Source organism: Microbacterium thalassium (genome assembly GCF_014208045.1).
Taxonomy (GTDB): Bacteria; Actinomycetota; Actinomycetes; order Actinomycetales; family Microbacteriaceae; genus Microbacterium; species Microbacterium thalassium.
The window spans coordinates 3465604-3485084 of sequence record NZ_JACHML010000001.1 but is presented as its reverse complement, the minus strand read 5'-3'; the positions used below and the strand labels follow the sequence as shown (position 1 = coordinate 3485084).

Here is a 19481-nt window from a genome sequence, read left to right as displayed (position 1 = left end):
CGGCCGCGTGATGCCGCTACGCTCCGGAGGATGCCGGGCGCTGGGGAGACGGCCGCCGATGTCGAGCCGTTCGACGGTCCGGCGAGCTCGGGGGCGCTCGCCGGACTGCTCGACGTGCTCGCGGTGCTGGGCGAGGACGTCGGCGTCGCGGAAGTCGCGCACGCGCTCGGCGTGGACGACTCGACCGCCGTCGAGGCGCTCGCCGAGCTCGAGCTGATCGGGCAGGTTCGCGCGCGGCCGCCGGCGCGGTTCGCGCTCGCTCCCACCGCACGGGCCGAGCGCATCGCCGCGATGACGGTCGCCGAACAGGCCCAGGTGCAGCGGCGCGCTGCGGAGGCGCTCCATCGGTGCGGGCATCCGCCCGGGCGCGTCGCCGCCCACCTCGGCGCCGCCTACCCGTTCTGCGCGCCGTGGGCGATCGAGGCGCAGCGCGAGGCGGCCCGGGCCGCGCGACGCCGCGGTGCGCGAGATGAAGCCGTCGAGCGGCTCGACTGGTGCGTGTCGGCGGGATGCGAGGGGGCTGTTCGCACCGAGATGGTGATCGAGCTGGCCCAGGCGGAGCTCGCGGCCGGCCGGGAGGAAGGCGCGGAGCGACTTCGGTGGCTCGCGCGCACGATCACCGAACGGCCGGCGCTCGTCAGGATCGGCGAGGTCCTCTACAGCATGGGCCGCTTCGCCGAGGCCGTCGCGACCTTCGCGGCCGTGCTCGACGCGCGGTGCGACGGGTGGGAGCAGCTCGACGAGTGGGGTGCGCGGGCGCTCGCCGGCGACATCGTGAGCAGGCTGCTGATGGGCGAGAGCATCCCCGGCCGTCTCGCGAGCCTCGATCGGCTCGTGCAGTCGCTCCCCGACGACGCGGGGCTCCGGCGGGGCCCGGTGCCCGCGATCCTGCTCGCCACCGCAGCGGGGACCCTCGCGCTCGGAGTCGATCGTCGTGTCCCCGTGGTTCGCGGGTGGCTGGACGCGGTCGCCGACTCCGGTCGTGCGATGCCGCGCAGCCTGCTCGAGTCGCACCCGGCCGCGCTCGTGTTCTGCGGTGAGCCGGCCCGGGCGATCGAGGTGCTCGATGCGGGCCTGGCGGAGGCGGTCTCGGAGGATGCGGTCGTCGAGTACACCTCGCTGCGTGCGATCCGCGCCTTCGCGATGTTCGTCCGCGGCGACCTCAGCGCGGCCGAGGCCGATGCCGACGACGTGCTGCGCCTGAGCCGGCGGACGCCCACGGCGAGCCGTGCGGCGATCGGCCCCGCGCGCTATGCGATCGTGAGCGCTTCGGTGCTGCGGGGGGAGTTCGGACACGCTTCCCAGGCGCTCGAGTCGCCCGCCCTCGACGGAGCGGGACTCATGACGGGGTGGGATGCGCTCGCGCGCGGAACCCTCGCGCTGGTGACGGGGCGACCGGATGCCGCGCTGGCGGCGTTCCGGGCCGCCGGGCGTGCGTTCACGGTCAACGGCGCGAGTGGGCTGCTGGGCGGCTGGCGCGGGCGCGCGGCCGAGGCGCTCCTTCTGCTCGGCCGCGTCGGCGAGGCGATCGGGCTGCTCGAGGACGAGGTCCGCTTCGCGCGCGACGCCGGCGCGGTCGGCTCGGAGGCGGCGGCGTCGCGACTGCTGTCACGCACCGTCCCCGATCCCGCGGCGAGGGCCCTCGCGTTGGAGGCGGTCGTCGCGCTCGCCGACTCCGGCGCGCCGATGGTCGAGCGCGCCGCTGCCCGGATCGAGTGGGGGATGGCGCTGCGCCGTGCCGATGATCGCGCCGCGGCGCGCGATGCGCTGCGCGACGGCGCCGCCCTGGCCCGCGCGTGCGGTGCGACGCAGCTCGATGCCCTCGCGACCGGAGAGCTCTCCGCCGCGGGCGCACGCGCGGTCGCACGGCCCCTCACCGGCGCCGAGTCGCTCTCGCCCTCGGAGCGGCGGGTCGCCGAACTGGCCGCACGACCGGCCACGAACCGTGAGATCGCACGGATGCTGTTCCTGTCGGTCAAGACGGTGGAGACGCATCTGTCGTCGGTGTATCGCAAGCTCGGGGTCGCCGGCCGTCGGCATCTCGCCGCGGCGCTCGCCCCTCCGCCGGATTCGGGCGGTGACGGGTCCGGCGATCCGGGTGGCCGCGGAGGCGCGTGACTGCCTATGCTCGGCCGTACGCGCCGGCGCCGGCGGGCCGTGCAGGACCGAAGTGAGGAAGCGGGAGCACACGTGGACGTCAGCATCTCAGCAGGACCGGCCTTCGCGATGGGGACGGTGGCGGTGCCGCCCGGCGGGTCCGTGCGCGTCGAGGCGGGCGCGATGGCGATGACCCGCGGGGACATCACGGTCGAGACGTCGACGCAGGGCGGGTTCTTCAAGGGCATCCGCCGCGCGCTCGGTGGCGAGAGCTTCTTCGTGAACGACTACCACTCCGCCACCGGCGGTCAGGTGGGTGTCGCGGCGACCCTGCCCGGCGACATGGTGAAGGTCACCCTCGGCAGCACGCCGCTGATGGTGCAGTCGGGGTCGTGGAGCGCATCCGACCCGTCGGTGGATGTCGATTCGAAGTGGGGCGGCGGCAAGTCGTTCTTCAGCGGCGAGGGCCTGATCCTGCTGCGCTGCTCGGGAGCCGGCGACCTGCTGCTCGCCTCCTACGGTGCGATCATCGCGACCGAGCTGACGGCGGGGGAGACGCTCACGCTCGACACCGGGCATGTGGTCGCGTTCGACGAGACCGTGCAGTACTCGGTCCGCAAGGCCGGCAGCTGGAAGTCGACGCTGCTGGGCGGTGAGGGCCTGGTCACCGACTTCACGGGCCCTGGCCGTGTGTGGATGCAGACGCGTTCGAGCCTCGACCTGATCGAGTGGATCAAGCGCGTCAACCCCCAGCAGCGCTCCAACTCGTAACGGTCCGGCGTGCCCCCGCGCGGGCGCCGTGACTCACGTGGCGCGGTCGTGGTGGGACCCGTCTCCGCCCGGCTCCACCATCGCGCCGAACTCGCCCGCGGCGAGCGTGGCGATCGCGCCGGTGTCGTCGCGCTCCTCGACCTCTTCGGGCGTGAGCTCCCTCTCCGCCGCGACGCGTTCGTCGTGGGCCTCCTGGAGCGCGGACTTCGCGCGCAGCGGCGGTGTGCGGAAGAACAGCGACAGCAGGAACGCGATCGCCGACACGGCCATGGCGACCCCGTAGATCTGCACCGACGACTCGGCGAATCCGACGAGGAACGGCTTCGCCAGGCGTGTGTCCGCCCCGTTCAGGAACGACGTGTCGTCGAGCGTCGCGGCGTCGGCGGACGCCGAGCCGTCACCGCCTTCGAAGGCGGCCTGCAGGTCGGGCAGGACCTGCTCGACGACCTGCTCGCGAGCGGCGGCATCCGACAGATCGACCTGGTCGGAAAGGCCGGCGACGATCGGATCGACGATCGGGGCGTAGACCGTCTCCATGATCGCGGCGTTCTCGGGGGCGTCGGCGACCGCGGGGTCCAGCGCCGCGTCCAGCGCCTCGGTGAGGACCTGATCGTCCGACAGCGACGCGGTGATGTTGGCGGGCATCGTCGTGAACAGCAGCGACAGGAGCACGGCCGTCCCGAGCGTGCCGCCGATCTGACGGAAGAACGTCGATCCGCTGGTGGCGACGCCCATGTCGCGCAGGGCGACGGAGTTCTGGCTCGCGATCGTGAGCGTCTGCATGAGCTGCCCGAGTCCCAGGCCGATCAGCAGCATGGCGCCCGCCACGAACCAGTACGAGGAGTCCCACTGCAGGAACGACAGATACAGGTAGCCCGCGGTCAGCAGTGCGGTGCCGAGCACCGGGAAGATGCGGTATCGCCCGGTGCGGGCGATGATCTGACCGCTCGTGATCGAGGCGATCATGAGGCCGAGGATCATCGGCAGCATCTGCAGCCCGCTGAGGGTCGGAGACGACCCGAGCACGATCTGCAGGTACAGCGGCAGGGTGAGCATGCCGCCGAACATGGCGAACCCGACGAACACCCCGATCACGGTGGCCATCGAGAAGGTCGGGGACCGGAACAGCTTCAGCGGGATGAGCGCGTCGTCGCCCATGCCGCGCTCGATGAACACGAACGCGATGAGGCTCGAGACGCCGACCACGTAGCAGGCGACGGCGCCCGGGCTCGTCCAGCCCCAGTCGCGTCCCTCCTCGGCCACGAGCAGCAGCGGGACGAGGCCGAGGACCACCGTGGTCGCCCCCCACCAGTCGATCCGCACGCCGGGGCGCGGATGCGCCGGCAGGTGCAGGAACCGCAGCACGATCGCGAGCGCGACCAGCCCGATCGGCACGTTGATGAGGAACACCCACCGCCAGCCGGCGATCCAGAGGATCTCGTCGGCGCCGGCGAACAGGCCGCCCACGAGCGGGCCGATGAGGCTCGAGATGCCGAAGACGGCGAGGAAGTATCCCTGGTACCGAGCGCGCTCGCGCGGCGCCAGCATGTCGCCCATGATGGCCAGCGGCATCGACATGAGCCCGCCGGCGCCCAGTCCCTGGATCGCGCGGAAGGCGGCGAGCTCGAGCATCGACGTCGAGAAGGTCGACAGGATCGATCCCACGATGAAGATGCCGATCGCGGCGATGAACAGAGGGCGCCGGCCGAAGATGTCGGAGAGCTTGCCGTAGATCGGCGTCGAGATGGTCGACGTGATCAGGTAGGCGGTGGTGACCCACGCCTGCTGGCTGAGCCCGTTCAGGTCGTCGCCGATCGTCCGGATCGACGTCCCGACGATCGTCTGGTCGAGCGCCGAGAGGAACATCCCCGACATGAGGCCGACGATCACCAGCAGGATCTGACGGTGCGTCATGAGCGGCTGCGAGGACGGGTCGGTCGGATGCGCGGAGGCCACGTGCCGATGGTAGACCTCGCCGATGGCAGGCAGGAGGAGCGCGGAGCGGTAGTGTGGCCCACATGAGCACGACGCCTCCCGGCTGGTATGACGACGGACACGGTGCCCTGCGCTGGTGGGACGGAGCCGCGTGGACTGAGCATGTTGCTCAGCCTGAGCCCGAGACCCCCGCCCCCGAGGGTGCCGACACCCCCGCCCCCGAGGGTGCCGAGACCCCCGCTCCCGAGGGCGCCGCGGCGCTGCCTCCCGAGCTCGCGGCGGAGTTCGAGCCGGCCGCCGCGACGTCGGTCGGTGTGCCGGTACCCGGCGAGGTGCCCGCCTACGGCGCGTACGGAGCGGGCCAGCCGGGCGCGCAGCAGCCCTACCCCGGGGGCGCGTTCGTTTCCGCCACCGAGCCGAAGAAGTCGCGCGCGTGGATCATCTGGCTCGTCGTCGGCATCGTGCTGCTCGGCATCGTGATCGCCGCCGCCGTGCTCATCCCGCTGCTGATCCTCGGCGGCTCGGGAGGCAACGGGCCCCAGACGCCGTCGTCGACCGTCGAGATCGACGACAGCGTCGTCCTGTCGACCGACGACGACTACGCGATCGTCGACACCGTGGCGCTGTACGACAGCGCGTGGCAGAGCATCGACTGCGATCAGTACATCGCCTCCACGACGACGGACTTCCGCGAGAACATCGGCTACGCCGACTGCGAATCGTTCATGGCCGACGCTGAGGGCGCCGCTGAGACGCTCGACGACTACTCCGTCCTCGTGACCTTCCTGTCGGTCGAGGGTGAGACGGCCCTCGTGGGCACCACCGAGACCTATTCGAGCCTGTACGACGAAGATGGCGTGCTCTCCGACGAGCGGATCGAATACGAGGACTACCTGTACTACTTCCTCGTGGTCGTCGACGGTGAGTGGCTCATCGACGGCGTGGAATACGAGTGATGGCGGCGCGGCCGGTCGGCGCTGAACGGAATCTTCGATTCGTCCTCACCGGCATCGCCGTCGGCCTGCTCGCGGGGCTGCTGTCGGGCCTGTTCGGCGTGGGCGGCGGCACGGTCATCGTGCCGCTGCTCGTCCTGATCCTGGGGTTCGATCAGCGCCTGGCCGCCGGCACGTCGCTCGCGGCGATCGTCCCCATCGCGACGGTCGGCGTCATCTCGTACGCCCTCCACGGTGAGGTCGCCTGGTTCGCGGCGCTGATCCTCGCCGGTGCGGCCGTGGTCGGCGCGCAGGTCGGCACGTGGCTGCTGGCGCGCCTGCCGCAGAAGGTGCTGCGCTGGGGCTTCATCGGATTCCTCGGCATCGTCATCGTGATGCTCTTCGTGGTCATCCCCTCTCGCGATGCCGGGCTCGAGCTGACGTGGCTGTCCGGGTTCGGCCTGGTCGTCCTGGGTCTGCTCACGGGCGTGCTGTCGGGTCTGCTGGGCGTGGGCGGCGGCATCGTGGTCGTGCCGGCGCTCATGATCCTGTTCGGCACCAGCGATCTGCTCGCCAAGGGCACGTCGCTGCTCATGATGATCCCGACCGCGATCTCGGGCACCATCGGCAACTTCCGTCGCGGCAACGTCGATCTGACGGCGGCCCTGCTGGTGGGCGTGGCGGCGTGCACGACCACGGCGCTGGGAGCGTGGCTCGCCACGCTCATGGATCCGCTCGTGGCCAACATCACGTTCGCCCTCTACCTCGCCTTCATCGCCGGGCAGATGGCCTACAAGACGGTCCGCAGCGGTCGCAAGTAGCACCCCCGGGGGCGCCCAGGCCGGCTCGGTAGGATGGCACGGTGCCAGTGAACCCCGAGCTCGTGGGTCGCGTGTTCCCCGCGACGGCCCCCTACCTCGTCGGACGCGAGAAGGTGCGCGAGTTCGCGCGCGCCGTGTTCGCCGACGACGCCCAGCATCACGACCCCGCCGCCGCGCAGGCGCTCGGCTATGCCGACGTCGTCGCGCCGCCGACCTTCGCGATGGTCGTGCAGGACCTCACTCTCCAGCAGCTGCTGGCCGAGCCCGACTCGGGCATCGAGCTGTCGCGCGTGCTCCACGCCGAGCAGCGCTTCCGCTACAGCCGTCCGATCGTCGCCGGCGACGAGCTGACCGCGCAGCTGACCGTGTCCGGCATCCGCACCATCGGCGGCAACGCGATGGTGACCAGCGATGCCGAGGTGACGGATGCCGCCGGCGCCCACGTCGTCACGGCGACGTCGGTCCTGCTGGTCGGGGAGGGCGAGTCATGAGCGACCTGAACGTGGGCGACGTCGTCGCCGAGCGCACCGTCCATCTCACGCGCGAGTCGCTGGTGCGCTACGCCGGCGCCTCGGGCGACTTCAACCCCATCCACTACCGGGACGACGTCGCCCAGGCCGTGGGCCTCCCGGGCGTCCTCGCGCACGGCATGCTGACCATGGGCCTCGCGGTCGAGACGATCGTGCCGTGGCTGGGCGATGCCGGCCGCATCCTCGAGTACGGCGTGCGCTTCACCCGGCCGGTCGTGGTCGACCCCGACACCGGTGCCGACGTGTCCGTCACCGCCAAGGTCGGCCAGATCGAGGACGAGACGATCCGCATCGACCTGACCGTCGCGCACGGCTCGACGACCGTGCTCGGCAAGGCGCAGGTGCGCGTGCGGGTCGCGTGACGATGCCCGAGATCGACCCCGTCCCGCTCTCCGACCTGACGACCCTGCGCACGGGAGCCGCCCCCGCCCGCATGTTCGAGGCGCGCACCCGGGATGAGCTCATCGAGACGCTCCGCGACCTGTGGGCGGAGGGCGAGCCGGTCCTGGTGATCGGCGGCGGGTCCAACCTGTTCGTCGGCGACGAGCCCTTCGACGGGGCGGTCGTGCGCATCCGCACGACCGGGATCGAGCGGATGCCCTCGCCCCGCGACGGCTATGCGCGGCTCCGCGTCGAGGCCGGCCACGACTGGGACGCGCTGGTGGAGCATGCCGTCGCCCAGGGCCTCGCCGGCATCGAGGCGATGTCGGGGATTCCCGGCACGGTCGGCGCCGCGCCGGTCCAGAACGTCGGCGCATACGGCCAGGAGATCGTGCAGACTCTCGTCGAGGTCGATCTGATCGACGAGTCGACGGGTGAGGTCTCGACGGTGCCGGCATCCGGCCTCGAGCTCGGTTTCCGCACCTCGGTCCTCAAGCACCACTACGGCTCGGTGCCCGAGCGCTCGGCCGTCATCCTCTCGGTCACCCTCGAGCTGGCCGAGGTCGGGCACGCCGCGCGCCCCATCCAGGGGCAGCAGCTGCGCTCGGCGCTGGGTCTGGCCGAAGGCGAGGCGGTGACGGTCGCGTGGATCCGCGACCATGTGCTCGCCACGCGCCGCAGCAAGGGGATGGTGCTCGACGACGCCGACCCCGACACGTGCAGCGCGGGCTCCTTCTTCCAGAACGCGATCGTGTCGGCATCCTTCGCGCGCACGCTTCCCGACGATTGCCCGCGGTGGCCGGTCTCACCCGACATGGATCCGGTCCTGGTGATCCCGCTGGCATCGTTCGACGGCTACGTGCCGGCTCCGCAGGGGAAGCCGTCCGACGTCAAGGTCAGCGCCGCGTGGCTCATCGAGCACTCGGGCCTGCGCAAGGGCTTCAAGCTGCCCCGTTCGCGCGCGAGCCTGTCGAGCAAGCACGCGCTCGCGCTGACCAACCGCGGCAGTGCGACGGCCGCGGAGGTCGCCGAGCTGGCGCGGTTCATCCAGGGACGCGTGCAGGCCGAGTTCGGGCTGATCCTGCAGCCCGAACCCGTGCTCGTGGGCGTCGACCTCTAGGGCTGCGCGAACAGCTGCTGGAGGCGGTGGACGCCCTCGAGCAGCGCCTCGTCCCCGAGGGCGTACGACATCCGCAGGTAGCCGCTCGGCCCGAAGGCCTCGCCCGGAACCACCGCCACCTCGACCTCGTCGAGGATCAGGTCGGCGAGCTCGAGGGTGGTCTGCGGCGTCTTGCCGCGCCACTCGCGGCCGAGGAGCCCGTGCACGTCGGGGTAGACGTAGAACGCGCCGAGCGGGTTCGGCACCACGACACCGTCGATCTTCGACAGCTCCGACACGATCAGCTGCCGGCGGCGGTCGAACGCGACGCGCATCTCCTCGGCGGCGTCCTGCGGGCCGGTGAGCGCGGCGAGCGCCGCGCGCTGGGCGACGTTGTTGACGTTGCTCGACAGGTGCGACTGCAGGTTCGCCGCGAGCTTCATGGCGTCCTTCGGGCCGACCATCCAGCCCACGCGCCATCCGGTCATCGCGTAGGTCTTGGCGACGCCGTTGACGAGGATCGTCTGGCCGGCGACCTCGGGCACGGCCTCGACGATCGAGACCGCCTTCACGCCCTCGTAGACGAGGTGCTGGTAGATCTCGTCCGAGATGATCCAGATGCCGTGCTCGAGAGCCCACCGGGCGATCGCCGTGGTCTCCTCGGGCGTGTACACGGCGCCGGTGGGGTTCGAGGGCGATACGAACACCAGCGCGGTCGTCCGGTCGGTGCGCGCCGCCTCGAGCTGGTCGACGGTCACCTTGTAGTCCTGGTCGGCACCGGCGAACACCGGCACGGGGGTGCCGTCGGCCAGGGCGATCGCCTCGGGGTAGGTGGTCCAGTACGGCGCGGGCAGCAGCACCTCGTCGCCGGGGTTCACCACAGCCTGGAACGCCTGGTAGACGGCCTGCTTGCCGCCGTTGGTCACCACGACCTGCGCCGGCTCGACCGCCAGTCCCGAGTCGCGCAGCGTCACGGCGGCGATCGCCTCGCGCAGCGCCGGCAGGCCGGCCGCGGGGGTGTATCGGAAGTTCGCGGAGTTCGTCAGCGCGTCGGCGGCGGCGTCCACGACCGCCTGCGGCGTGGGGAAGTCCGGCTCGCCGGCGGCGAAGCTGATGACGGGGCGTCCCGCGGCCTGCAGCGCCTTGGCCTTGGCGTCGACCTTGAGGGTCGCCGACTCGGCGATGGCGGAGAGCTTGCGGGACAGAGGAGCACGTTCGGTCACATACCGAATGGTAGTCGTCGGCATCCGGTTCCGCCGGGGGGATGACCGCGCGCATCCACCGAATGGTGGACACCGGTTCGGACGGATGGCCGTGCCGGGACCGGCACGGTTCGCGGGATCGTGGAGCCATGGACGAGAACGTGGTGCGGGTGCGGAACCTGCGCAAGGAATACGGGAACCGCGCGGTGGTCGACGATGTGTCGTTCGACATCGCGCGCGGTGAGACATTCGCCCTCCTGGGACCCAACGGGGCGGGCAAGACCACGACCGTCGAGATCCTCGAGGGATTCCGGCGTCGTACCGGCGGCGAGGTCAGCGTGCTGGGCGAGGACCCCGGCAAGGCGGGCCTGGCCTGGAAGGCGCGCATCGGCGTCGTGCTGCAGAGCGCCGGCGAGTTCGGCGCGTTCACGGTGCGGGAGCAGATCCGGCAGTTCGCCGGGTTCTTCCCCAAGCCGCGCGACGTCGACGAGGTGATCGCCGCCGTCGGCCTCGAGGCTCAGGCGGGCATGCGCGTCAACAAGCTCTCGGGCGGCCAGCAGCGTCGCGTCGATGTGGCGCTGGGCATCGTCGGGAGCCCCGACCTGCTGTTCCTCGACGAGCCGACGACCGGGTTCGACCCTCAGGCCCGCCTCGACTTCTGGGCGATGATCAAGGGCCTGTCGCACGACGGGACCACGATCCTGCTCACGACGCACTACCTCGAGGAGGCGGCGCACCTCGCCGACCGGGTCGGGATCATCGTCGGAGGACAGCTCGGAGCGATCGGCCCCGTGGACACCATCGGCGGCGAGGACGCCCGCACCCCGATCGTGCGGTGGACCGACGCCGGCACGCGTCACGAGCAGCGGACGCGCGAGCCGGGCCGTTTCGTGGCGGATCTGGTCGCGCGCGCCGGCGCGGAGCCGGCCGACGTCGAGATCGTCCGCCCCACCCTCGAGGACATCTACCTGGACCTCGTGAGCAACGACGACGGCGCCGCGGATGCCGCGGACGCCCCCGTGAAGGAGGAGTCGCGATGAGCACTCAGACGGCCACGACCCGCGCCCGCAGCGCGGCCGGTCGCAGCACCTTCGGGATGGGCCTGTGGCGTGCCCGCTTCGAGCTGATGCAGTACTTCCGCTCGGGAGACACGGTGGTCTTCACCTTCCTGTTCCCGATCCTGATGCTGGGGTTGTTCTCCGTCGCGTTCGGCGCCGACGGCGACATGCAGCCGGGGCCGGGTCTGCCGCCCGTCCCCGTCGCGCAGATGTACCTGCCGGCGATGCTGGCCGCGGGACTGCTGCTCTCGGGACTGCAGAACCTCGCGATCGACATCGCCGTGGAACGTTCGGAGGGTATGCTCAAGCGCCTCGGATCGACCCCGCTCTCGCCGGTGAGCTACTTCATCGGCAAGATCCTCCAGGTGGCCGTCACCGGTGTGCTGCAGGCCGCCGCGATCATCGTCTTCGCGGTGCTCGTCTTCCAGGTCCCGCTGCCGACCGAGCCCGACAAGTGGCTGACGTTCGCGTGGGTGTTCCTGCTCGGCATCACATCGTCGGCGCTGCTCGGCGTCGCGCTGTCCACGGTTCCGCGCTCGTCGCGCAGCGCGGCGGCGGTCGTGATCCCGATCGTGCTGATCGTGCAGTTCATCTCGGGCGTGTACCTGTTCTTCTACATGCTGCCCGAGTGGCTGCAGAACGTCGCCGGGGTGCTGCCGGTGAAGTGGATGGCGCAGGGCATGCGATACGTCTTCCTTCCCGACGAGTACTCGGCGCTCGAGCAGAACGGCGAGTGGAACCTCGCGGGCGTGGCGATCGCGCTGGCGATCTGGCTGGTCGTCGGGCTCGTCCTCGCGCGCGTCACCTTCCGGTGGAACCGGCGCGACGCGTAGCCTGAGCCCGGGACGGAGAGCATGCTCAATCGACGATGGTGGGACGCGGCGGTCATCGCCGCGTCCCTCATGGTCGTCGTCGCGCTGATCGTCGGACTCGGTGGCGCCTCGACGGCGGGCGACAGGCTGCTGGCGGCGGGCGCACTCGTCGTCCTGCTGCTGGCCTACGTGCTCGTCGCCCGGCCTGCGCTGGGGGCGCCGCGCACGTGGAGCCTGCCGGTGTTCGTGGCGCTCTCGGCCGCGGCCCTGGCGATCGGCTGCTCCGGCGAGCCGTTCTTCGCCGTCATGCAGGCGATCGCCTACCCGATGGCGTGGCTGCTGGCCGAACGCCGCCGCGACGCCGTCATCGGCTCGATCGTCGTCGCGCTGGGAGTGTTCGCCGGCTTCGCCGTCTTCTCCGGCGTCCTCGACGACGCCGACGCGGTCGTCCCCGCGCTCACGTCGGCGGCCGCCACGGCCGGCTTCGGTCTCGCCTTCGCGGTGGCCTTCGGCCTGTGGATCACGCGCATCGTGGAATACGGCGAGGAGCGCGCGCGCCTGGTCGGCGAGCTGACCGCCGCACAGGCCGAGATCGAGGTGCTCAGCCGCGACCGCGGCGCCTCGATGGAACGCGAGCGCCTGGCGCGCGACATCCACGACACCCTCGCGCAGACGCTCGCGGGCCTGACGATCCTCACCGAGCGCGCCGGGAAGCAGCTGCGCGAGGGGAGGACGGATGCGGCCTCCGACACCATCACGACGGTCGAGCGTCTGTCGCGGGACGCGCTCGCCGAGGCGCGCGCGATCGTCTCGCGTACGGCGGCCGTCCCCTCGGACACCGCCCTCGCCGACGCCGTGGACCGGCTGGTCGACCGGTTCCGCGCCGAGGTCGGACTGACGATCGACCTCGACCTGCGGCTCGATCCCGCCGGCGGCATCCCGCGCGAGACGCAGCTCATCGTGCTCCGCTGCCTGCAGGAGGCGCTCTCGAATGTGCGCAAGCACGCCGCGGCCACGCGTGTGCAGGTGACGGTGTCGACCGCGGCCGACGGCGGCGCGACCCTCGAGGTCGCCGACGACGGCACGGGCTTCGACGCGGCGGCGCGTCGGAACGGGTTCGGCCTCGACGGGATGAGCGACCGGGTCGCGATCGCCGGCGGTGAGCTCGAGCTCGACTCGGGCGTCGGACGCGGGACGACGGTGACCGTGCGCCTCCCCGCGCATGTCGATGCGGAGGAGACGGCATGATCCGCTTGGTGATCGCGGACGACCACCCCGTGGTCCGTGCGGGGCTGGTCGGCCTGCTGTCGGACGAGCCGGGGTTCGAGGTCGTGGGGGAGGCTGCCGACGGCGAGCAGGCGGTGCGCGTCGCCGCGGCGACCTCGCCCGATGTCGTCCTGATGGACCTGCGGATGCCGGGTGTCGACGGCGTCGAGGCGACGTCGCGCATCGCCGCCGAGGGGACCGCGAAGGTGCTCATCCTCACGACGTACGAGTCGGACGACCAGATCCTCGCCGCGATCGAGGCGGGGGCCAGCGGCTACCTGCTCAAGGCCGCGCCGCAGGACGAGATCCTCGCCGGCATCCGCTCCGTCGCCGAAGGCCAGACGGCGCTGTCACCGCAGGTGGCGGTCCGCCTCGTCGAGCGGATGCGGCAGCCGGCGACGGCGCCGACGCAGGTGCTCAGCGCGCGCGAGGTCGACGTGCTGCGGCTCGTGGCGCGCGGTCGCAGCAACAAGCAGGTCGCCGCCGACCTCGGCATCGGCGAATCGACGGTCAAGACCCACCTGCTGCGCACGTTCGAGAAGCTCGGCGTCGCCGACCGCACGCGCGCGGTCACCCTGGCGATGGAGAAGGGTCTGCTCGACTGATCGTGTGGATCACGACGCCGGCGCGACGATCGCGTGGACGACCGAGCTGACCGGCGGAAGCTCCGCGATTTCATCGCGAAGCCGCTGCGCGCCGGCACGGTAGGCGGTGTCGTCCAGCACGCGGGTCAGGGCCGTCCGGAGCTGTCCCGCCGGATCATGCCCCAGGTCGACCCGCACGCCGGCGCGGCACGCGTCGACGCGCGAGGCGTTGATGGCCTGGTCGCCCGTGAACAGGGGAAGCACGACCTGCGGAACGCCCGCGGCGAGCGCCGCCATCGTCGTGCCGAATCCGCCGTGGCCGATCACCGCGACCGCCTCGGTCATGGCCTCGTCCTGCGGCCACCAGGTCTCGACGTGGGCGTTGGGCGGCCAGGGGCGCAGCTCCTCCGGCGAGCCGGCGTGGCCCGTGGTCAGCAGGACCCGGATCGGCATGTCCGCGAGAGCCGCGAGCACCGAGCGGAACAGCGGGCCGAACGGCATCGTCGCCGCCACCGACCCGAACGTCACGTACACCAGCGGCGCGTCCGGGTCGCCCCATTCCGGCAGCGACGCGGCAGAGGGGTCCGGGAGCGCGCTGCGGAACCTCACGATGCTCCGCGGTGCGGCGACGTCCATGTCGGCGGCGTCGAATGTGGGCGGCACCGTCGTGATGATCGGCGACTCGCGTGCGGATCGCGTGAGCGATCGCGGTTCCAGGCCCGCCTCGCGCTCCCACTCGGCGAACGGGCCCCCGAGCGCGTCGGTGAACATCTGGAGCATGCTGATCGTCCCGATGGCGCATCGCAGGCTTCGGATCCCCGACTCCTCGGCGACGACGAGCGATGCGACCTCTGCGGGGTCGCGCACGATCACGTCCGGCCGCCACTGCCGCACCAGGTCGCGCAGCTTCGGAAGCGCCGCGCGGGCGTCGACGCGGCCGAACATCTCGCGGACGACGGTGCGATCGGTCTCGGCGCGCAGCCGCGGGTCGAATGCCGAGTCCGGATGCCGCTTCATGCGCTCACCGATCGGGCCGAACACCGCAGCCACCTCGGCGGAAGACGGATCGTCGAACGCGAACACGTCCAGACCCGACTGCCGCGCCTGGTCCGCGAAGGATGCCGGGACGGCGATGCGGACGTCGTGGCCGGCGTCGCGGCAGGCGCGCGCCACCGGCACGCAGGGGAGGAAGTGCCCCGCGGTTCCGGTGGCCGAGATGAGCACGCGCACCCGCCGAGTATCCCGCGCGTTGCCGCGTGTGGCAATGGTTCTGCTGAGTCAGTCCTCGGTCGCTTCCATCCTCACCCGGCGGTGTCGTCTCCGGGCCGGCGCGACCAGTGCTCCAGCATGAGCGCGAGCCCGGCTGCGAGCGCGTCGAAGCTGCGGTCGACATCGCGCGGAAGACCGAACCCGCCCGTCGTCTCGAGCGCTGTGAACCCGTGCAGAGCGGCGCGCACGGCCCGCGCCGCGTCGACGGCATCCTCTCCCGCGATGCCGTAGCCCGACAGCACCGCGTACACCACGGTGAGCGTGCGGTCGGCGCCGGGGTTGTCGCGGCCCGGTCGCTGCGCCGCCGCGTACCGGCCCGGATGCTCCAGCGCGTATGCGCGATACGCCGCGCACAGCCGGGCGAGCGCGTCCGCACCGGAGACGCCGACGGTCGCCGTGGTGAGGGCGTCGGCCAGGCCCTCCGCGCCCTCGACCGCGACGGCGTGACGCAGCGCCTCGAGCGAGGCGACGTGCTTGTACAGACTCGGCACCTTCACCCCCAGCCTGACGGCGACGGCGGCGAGGGTGAGGGCGTCCCACCCGTGCTCATCGGCGAGGTCCGCGGCCGTTCCCGCGACCACGGCGGGGGAGAGGCCGGCCCTAGGCATCCGCGGTGACCTGACGGCAGAACGCGATCAGAACGTCGTTGACCTCGTCGGGGCGCTGCGCCTGCGGGTAGTGACCCGCGCCGTCGATCATCGTGATGCGGGCGTCCAGCCGCTGCGCGATCCAGTCGGCTTCGGCCGCGGGGTCGGCGAAGTCGGGGTCCCGCGACCCCATCACGACGGCCGTCGGGGCGGTGACGCGGTCGAGGCGCTCTTCGGCGACCGCGTGGTCGGTGTGCGTGGTCGCCGCGAACGCCCGCGTGTAGCCGGGGCGCGTCATCGCGGCGCGGATGCGGGAGCGGTGCTCCTCGAAGTCGGCGGGCCTGTCGCCCGGATACAGCGACGGCAGATAGGCCAGCCACGCCTGACGCGCCCACGGCCGCGCCATCATGATGCGGAAGATCATGCCCATCACCGGGTTCGTCGGCGGGTTGCGCACGAACGGCCCGATCAGCACGAGCCCCGCGACGGCGGACGGGTCCTCGGCGGCCGCCCACACGGCCGCTCCGGCGCCCAGGGAGTTGCCTGCGAGAACGGCGCGCCCGCCGAGGTGGCGCGCCAGCGCGAGAGCGTCGGAGCCGGCCGCGGCATCGTCGTAGGCGTCGAAGGTCGTGTCGCTGTCGCCGTGCCCGCGCAGATCCATCGCTGCGACGCGGAAGCCGGCGGCGGCGAGGGCGGGGACGGTGAAGCGGAACGACGACGCGAGTTCGCCCATCCCGGGGATGCAGACGACGAGCGGACCCTCGCCGGTGACCCGGTAGGCGATGCGCCCGCCGGGGCGCTCGAGGTGGTGCACGGGGAGGTCGTGGAAGGACGGCGCGTTCATGACTTCTCCTTGACTCAGTCCATTAGCGATGCGGCTAATGCTATTAGCCAATGAGGGAATGCGCAAGGGTGGATCCGCGGTCGGCTGGGAGTGACACGCAGTACCGCGTATGATGGAACCCGGTTTCAGGGGATCCTGTACCCGATGAAGGGACTTCAGCCATGGCCGACGCCGCCACCTACACCGCACCCGTCGACGACTACGCCTTCCTGTACGGCGAGGCGTTCGGGGCCGACCTGGTCGCCCGTGCGACCGACGGCGCGATGACCGCCGAGGACGCCATCGACGTCCTGACGGCCGCGGGCGAGTTCGCCTCGGAGGTCCTGGCCCCCCTCGACGAGCCCGGCGACCGCGTCGGCGCGACGCTCGTCGACGGCCAGGCTCGTCTGCCCGAGGGCTTCGCCGACGCCTACCAGGCGCTCGTCGAGGCGGGGTGGATCACCGCCGAGGCCCCCGAGTCCGCCGGCGGCGACGGTCTGCCCACGCTCATCCAGAACGGCCTCGGTGAAATCTGGAACGGCTCGAACATGGCCTTCGCGCTGAACTGGATGCTGACCGCCGGCGCGATCCACGCCCTCGACGCCGTCGCCTCTCCCGATCTGCGCGAGACCTACCTCGCGCCGATGGTCGAGGGGCGCTGGACCGGCACGATGAACCTCACCGAGCCGCAGGCCGGGACCGACCTCGGCGCGATCCGGACGATGGCGACGCCGAACGACGACGGCACGTGGTCGATCAGCGGCCAGAAGATCTTCATCACGTGGGGCGACCACGACGTGGCCGACAACATCGTGCATCTCGTCCTCGCGCGCACGCCCGGCGCTCCCGAGGGCGCCAAGGGCATCTCGCTGTTCGTCGTTCCCAAGTTCCTGGTGAACGAGGACGGCAGCCTGGGCGAGCGCAACGGCGTCCAGACGGTCTCGCTCGAGCACAAGATCGGCATCCACGGCAGCCCGACGTGCGTCCTCGCCTACGAGGGCGCCACCGGCTACCTCGCGGGAGAGCTCGGCGGGGGCCTGGCGGGCATGTTCGTCATGATGAACTCCGCCCGCGCCGGCATGGGGCTGCAGGCCACCGGCGTCTCGGACCGCGCCTACCAGCGCGCCATCGCCTACGCGCAGACGCGCCTGCAGGGACCGGTCATGGACCGGCCCGCCGGCACCACGATCGCCGAGCACCCCGACGTCCGCCGTCTGCTGCTGTCGATGTCGAGCGAGATCTTCGCGATGCGCGCGATGGGCGTGCTTCTGGGCGACCTGTTCGACCGCGCCGAGAGCGACGGGACGCTCGCGATGGCCGAGTTCTTCGTGCCGATCTTCAAGGGCTGGACCACCGAGGAGTCGCTGCGGATCACCTCGGATGCGATCCAGGTCCATGGCGGCATGGGCTTCATCGAGGAGACCGGCGTCGCGCAGCACTACCGCGACGCGCGCATCATGCCGATCTACGAGGGCACCACGGCGATCCAGTCCAACGACCTCATCGGACGCAAGCTCATCCGCAACGGCGGCGAGACGGCATCCGCCCTCTTCGCGCAGATCGAGGCGACGGTCGCCGAACTGACCGCCGCCGATTCGCCCGTCGCCGCGCGCACCGCCGATCGTCTCGAGCGCGCGGTCGGGGCCGCGCGCCGTGCGACCGACGCGATGCTCGGGTTCGCCTCGTCGCCGCGCGACGCGTACTCGGTGAGCGTCCCCTACCTCATGCTGCTCGGCACGCTCGCGGGCGGCTGGATGCACGCGCTCGCCGTCGTCGCCGTGCTCGGCCACGACGCGCCCGCGCCCGCCGACGCGCAGCGCCTCACCGAGGCAGACTTCTACGGCGCGCACCACCTGCCGCGCGTCCACGGTCTCGCCGAGACGGTCGTCGCCGGCGAGATCGGCTGAGACCCGGAGACACAGGCGGATGCCGCGGGCCCTCGAGCCCGCGGCATCCGCTTCCTCGTGGTGGCGGCCTACGGCAGGATGCCGACCGCCCAGCAGTTCGACCGGGCAGAGTCGCCCTCGAGCCGGTCGATGAGCCAGTTCGTCGCGGCGCGTCGCTGCGTCAGCATCGGCCCGAGGTGATTCACTGCCGTGCCCTGCGACGAGACGGCCTGCGGAATCGGGACGTAGCGGACGTTGGCGCCGAGGGAGCACCAGTCCTTCGCCAGCTGCTTGGCCTGGCCGTGGGCGACGATGTCGTCCTTGGTCCCGGTCAGCACCATGACGGGCGCGTTCGGCTTCATGGTGCCGATGCGCTGCGCGTCGACGGCCGCCTTGGCCGCCGGCACGCGGGCCGTCACCTGCGCCAGCGACGAGCCCGATGTCGTCCAGGATCGCGTCGCGTCGAAGGCCGTGCCGCTGAGCAGGATCAGGTCGCCGATGCAGCGGGTCGACAGGTCGGCGAGGGTGGCACGCCCCGACGCGCTGAGCTCGCTGTCGAGCGCGGCGTCCAGCGCCGGGTCGTACTGCAGCAGTCCGTTCAGCGCCCACCCGATCACGCCCGTCAGCGCGGTCTTGTCGGCCGAGACCATGACGGCGGCGAGGTCCGCCGGCGGGGCTCCCGCGTAGGTGCCGACGACGTCGAGCTCCGGCGCGTAGCTCGCCGCGAGCTCGGCGGCCGAGGCTGCGGCGCCGCCGCCCTGCGAGTAGCCGTAGAAGCCCACGGGCGACGCCGCCGTGATCGACGTGCCCTCGAGCGAGAGCGCCGCACGCACGGCGTCGAGCACCGCGTGGCCCTCGTCGACGCGGTTGACGTACGTGTGCAGCCGGTCGGTGGCGCCCAGCCCCACGTAGTCGGTCATGACGACCGCGACGCCCTGGCGCAGGAATCCGTAGACGCCGAGGGCCTCGTAGCCGGCCGAGACGGCGAGGTCGTCCTCGTCGATCACGACCGCCGACTCCAGCGAGTACGAGGGGGCGCACGAGTCGCCCTGCCCCTGGGTTCCCGCCGCGTACGAGACCAGCGGCCGGGGGCCGCCGCCGCTCCACGCCACAGTGGGTTCGATGTAGACGCCGGTGACCGCCGCGGGCGAACCCGTCGCATCGGTGGTCTTGTACATGATGCGCGTCGCGGTGCCGGGCAGGCCCGAGACGACGTCGTCGATGTCGACGTTCACGCGCAGTTCCATGGGCTCGCTGCGCACGAGTTCGCCGTTGCCGGCGGGCAGGGATTCAGGTGGGTCGTAGAACGAACCCTCCGCGTTCGCGGCAGGGGCGGTGAGCAGGCCGATCACCAATGCTCCGAGCAGTGCACACGTCGTCGTGCGTCGCATAAGTCCTCCTTTGGGCTTCGTGCGGAACACGACGCAA

The 19481-nt window shown here is 71.8% G+C and carries 18 protein-coding genes; 12 read left to right on the top strand and 6 right to left on the bottom strand.

Annotated features, from left to right (window positions below; translation table 11 throughout):
* Positions 1 to 30 precede the first annotated feature (30 nt).
* Positions 31 to 2118 (top strand): helix-turn-helix transcriptional regulator, encoded by a 2088-nt coding sequence (locus tag HD594_RS16195; RefSeq protein ID WP_184752054.1) that lies wholly within the window; start codon positions 31 to 33, stop codon positions 2116 to 2118.
* Between the two features lie 72 nt (positions 2119 to 2190).
* Positions 2191 to 2868, top strand: coding sequence for a TIGR00266 family protein (locus tag HD594_RS16190; RefSeq protein WP_184752052.1), 678 nt, complete (start codon positions 2191 to 2193; stop codon positions 2866 to 2868).
* Positions 2869 to 2901: 33 nt separating this feature from the next.
* On the opposite strand, the gene HD594_RS16185 is transcribed toward HD594_RS16190, so the two are convergent.
* The gene (locus HD594_RS16185) at positions 2902 to 4782 is read right to left on the bottom strand and encodes an MDR family MFS transporter (RefSeq protein ID WP_184752976.1); all 1881 of its coding nucleotides are present in this window, start codon (positions 4780 to 4782) and stop codon (positions 2902 to 2904) included.
* Between the two features lie 104 nt (positions 4783 to 4886).
* Here HD594_RS16185 and HD594_RS16180 point away from each other — a divergent pair, with 104 nt between their 5' ends.
* The 5 genes from HD594_RS16180 to HD594_RS16160 are packed head-to-tail and all read left to right on the top strand — an operon-like array spanning position 4887 to position 8587.
* Positions 4887 to 5759, top strand: a complete 873-nt coding sequence (locus HD594_RS16180; protein WP_184752050.1) for a DUF2510 domain-containing protein — start codon at positions 4887 to 4889, stop codon at positions 5757 to 5759.
* Positions 5759 to 6556: a sulfite exporter TauE/SafE family protein gene (locus tag HD594_RS16175; RefSeq protein ID WP_184752047.1), complete on the top strand. Its 798-nt coding sequence runs from the start codon at positions 5759 to 5761 to the stop codon at positions 6554 to 6556. The genes HD594_RS16180 and HD594_RS16175 overlap by 1 nt, the downstream gene beginning before the upstream one ends.
* Positions 6557 to 6597: 41 nt before the next feature.
* Positions 6598 to 7047 carry an FAS1-like dehydratase domain-containing protein gene (locus HD594_RS16170; RefSeq protein ID WP_184752045.1) on the top strand — a complete coding sequence of 150 codons (450 nt, stop codon included), beginning with the start codon at positions 6598 to 6600 and terminating at the stop codon, positions 7045 to 7047.
* Positions 7044 to 7448, top strand: coding sequence for a MaoC/PaaZ C-terminal domain-containing protein (locus HD594_RS16165; RefSeq protein ID WP_184752043.1), 405 nt, complete (start codon positions 7044 to 7046; stop codon positions 7446 to 7448). Before HD594_RS16170 ends, HD594_RS16165 begins: the two co-directional genes overlap by 4 nt.
* Before the next feature lie 2 nt (positions 7449 to 7450).
* A complete protein-coding gene (locus HD594_RS16160; protein ID WP_184752041.1) occupies positions 7451 to 8587 on the top strand; it encodes a UDP-N-acetylmuramate dehydrogenase in 1137 nt (378 codons plus the stop codon).
* Here the strand turns inward: HD594_RS16160 and HD594_RS16155 are convergent.
* Positions 8584 to 9789 (bottom strand): pyridoxal phosphate-dependent aminotransferase, encoded by a 1206-nt coding sequence (locus HD594_RS16155; RefSeq protein WP_373877175.1) that lies wholly within the window; start codon positions 9787 to 9789, stop codon positions 8584 to 8586. The genes HD594_RS16160 and HD594_RS16155 overlap by 4 nt on opposite strands.
* 128 nt (positions 9790 to 9917) lie before the next feature.
* Here HD594_RS16155 and HD594_RS16150 point away from each other — a divergent pair, with 128 nt between their 5' ends.
* The 4 genes from HD594_RS16150 to HD594_RS16135 are packed head-to-tail and all read left to right on the top strand — an operon-like array spanning position 9918 to position 13509.
* The gene (locus tag HD594_RS16150) at positions 9918 to 10808 is read left to right on the top strand and encodes an ABC transporter ATP-binding protein (RefSeq protein ID WP_184752037.1); all 891 of its coding nucleotides are present in this window, start codon (positions 9918 to 9920) and stop codon (positions 10806 to 10808) included.
* A complete protein-coding gene (locus HD594_RS16145) occupies positions 10805 to 11659 on the top strand; it encodes an ABC transporter permease (protein ID WP_184752035.1) in 855 nt (284 codons plus the stop codon). The genes HD594_RS16150 and HD594_RS16145 overlap by 4 nt, the downstream gene beginning before the upstream one ends.
* 21 nt (positions 11660 to 11680) lie before the next feature.
* Positions 11681 to 12886, top strand: coding sequence for a sensor histidine kinase (locus HD594_RS16140; protein WP_184752033.1), 1206 nt, complete (start codon positions 11681 to 11683; stop codon positions 12884 to 12886).
* Complete coding sequence (locus tag HD594_RS16135) at positions 12883 to 13509, top strand: response regulator (RefSeq protein WP_184752031.1); 627 nt, start codon at positions 12883 to 12885, stop codon at positions 13507 to 13509. The genes HD594_RS16140 and HD594_RS16135 overlap by 4 nt, the downstream gene beginning before the upstream one ends.
* A gap of 9 nt (positions 13510 to 13518) precedes the next feature.
* Here the strand turns inward: HD594_RS16135 and HD594_RS17885 are convergent, their stop codons facing one another.
* From HD594_RS17885 to HD594_RS16120, 3 genes are all read right to left on the bottom strand, one after another.
* Entirely contained in the window at positions 13519 to 14718 is a 1200-nt protein-coding gene (locus tag HD594_RS17885; RefSeq protein ID WP_184752029.1) for a glycosyltransferase, read from the bottom strand.
* Positions 14719 to 14789: 71 nt separating this feature from the next.
* Positions 14790 to 15365 (bottom strand): TetR/AcrR family transcriptional regulator, encoded by a 576-nt coding sequence (locus HD594_RS16125; RefSeq protein WP_184752027.1) that lies wholly within the window; start codon positions 15363 to 15365, stop codon positions 14790 to 14792.
* Positions 15358 to 16188, bottom strand: coding sequence for an alpha/beta fold hydrolase (locus HD594_RS16120; RefSeq protein ID WP_184752025.1), 831 nt, complete (start codon positions 16186 to 16188; stop codon positions 15358 to 15360). The genes HD594_RS16125 and HD594_RS16120 overlap by 8 nt, the downstream gene beginning before the upstream one ends.
* Before the next feature lie 161 nt (positions 16189 to 16349).
* On the opposite strand from HD594_RS16120, the gene HD594_RS16115 reads away from it, so the two are divergent.
* Complete coding sequence (locus HD594_RS16115; protein WP_184752023.1) at positions 16350 to 18074, top strand: acyl-CoA dehydrogenase family protein; 1725 nt, start codon at positions 16350 to 16352, stop codon at positions 18072 to 18074.
* Positions 18075 to 18142: 68 nt separating this feature from the next.
* Here HD594_RS16115 and HD594_RS16110 read toward each other — a convergent pair whose 3' ends face one another.
* Entirely contained in the window at positions 18143 to 19444 is a 1302-nt protein-coding gene (locus tag HD594_RS16110; protein ID WP_184752021.1) for a lipase family protein, read from the bottom strand.
* Positions 19445 to 19481 lie beyond the last annotated feature (37 nt).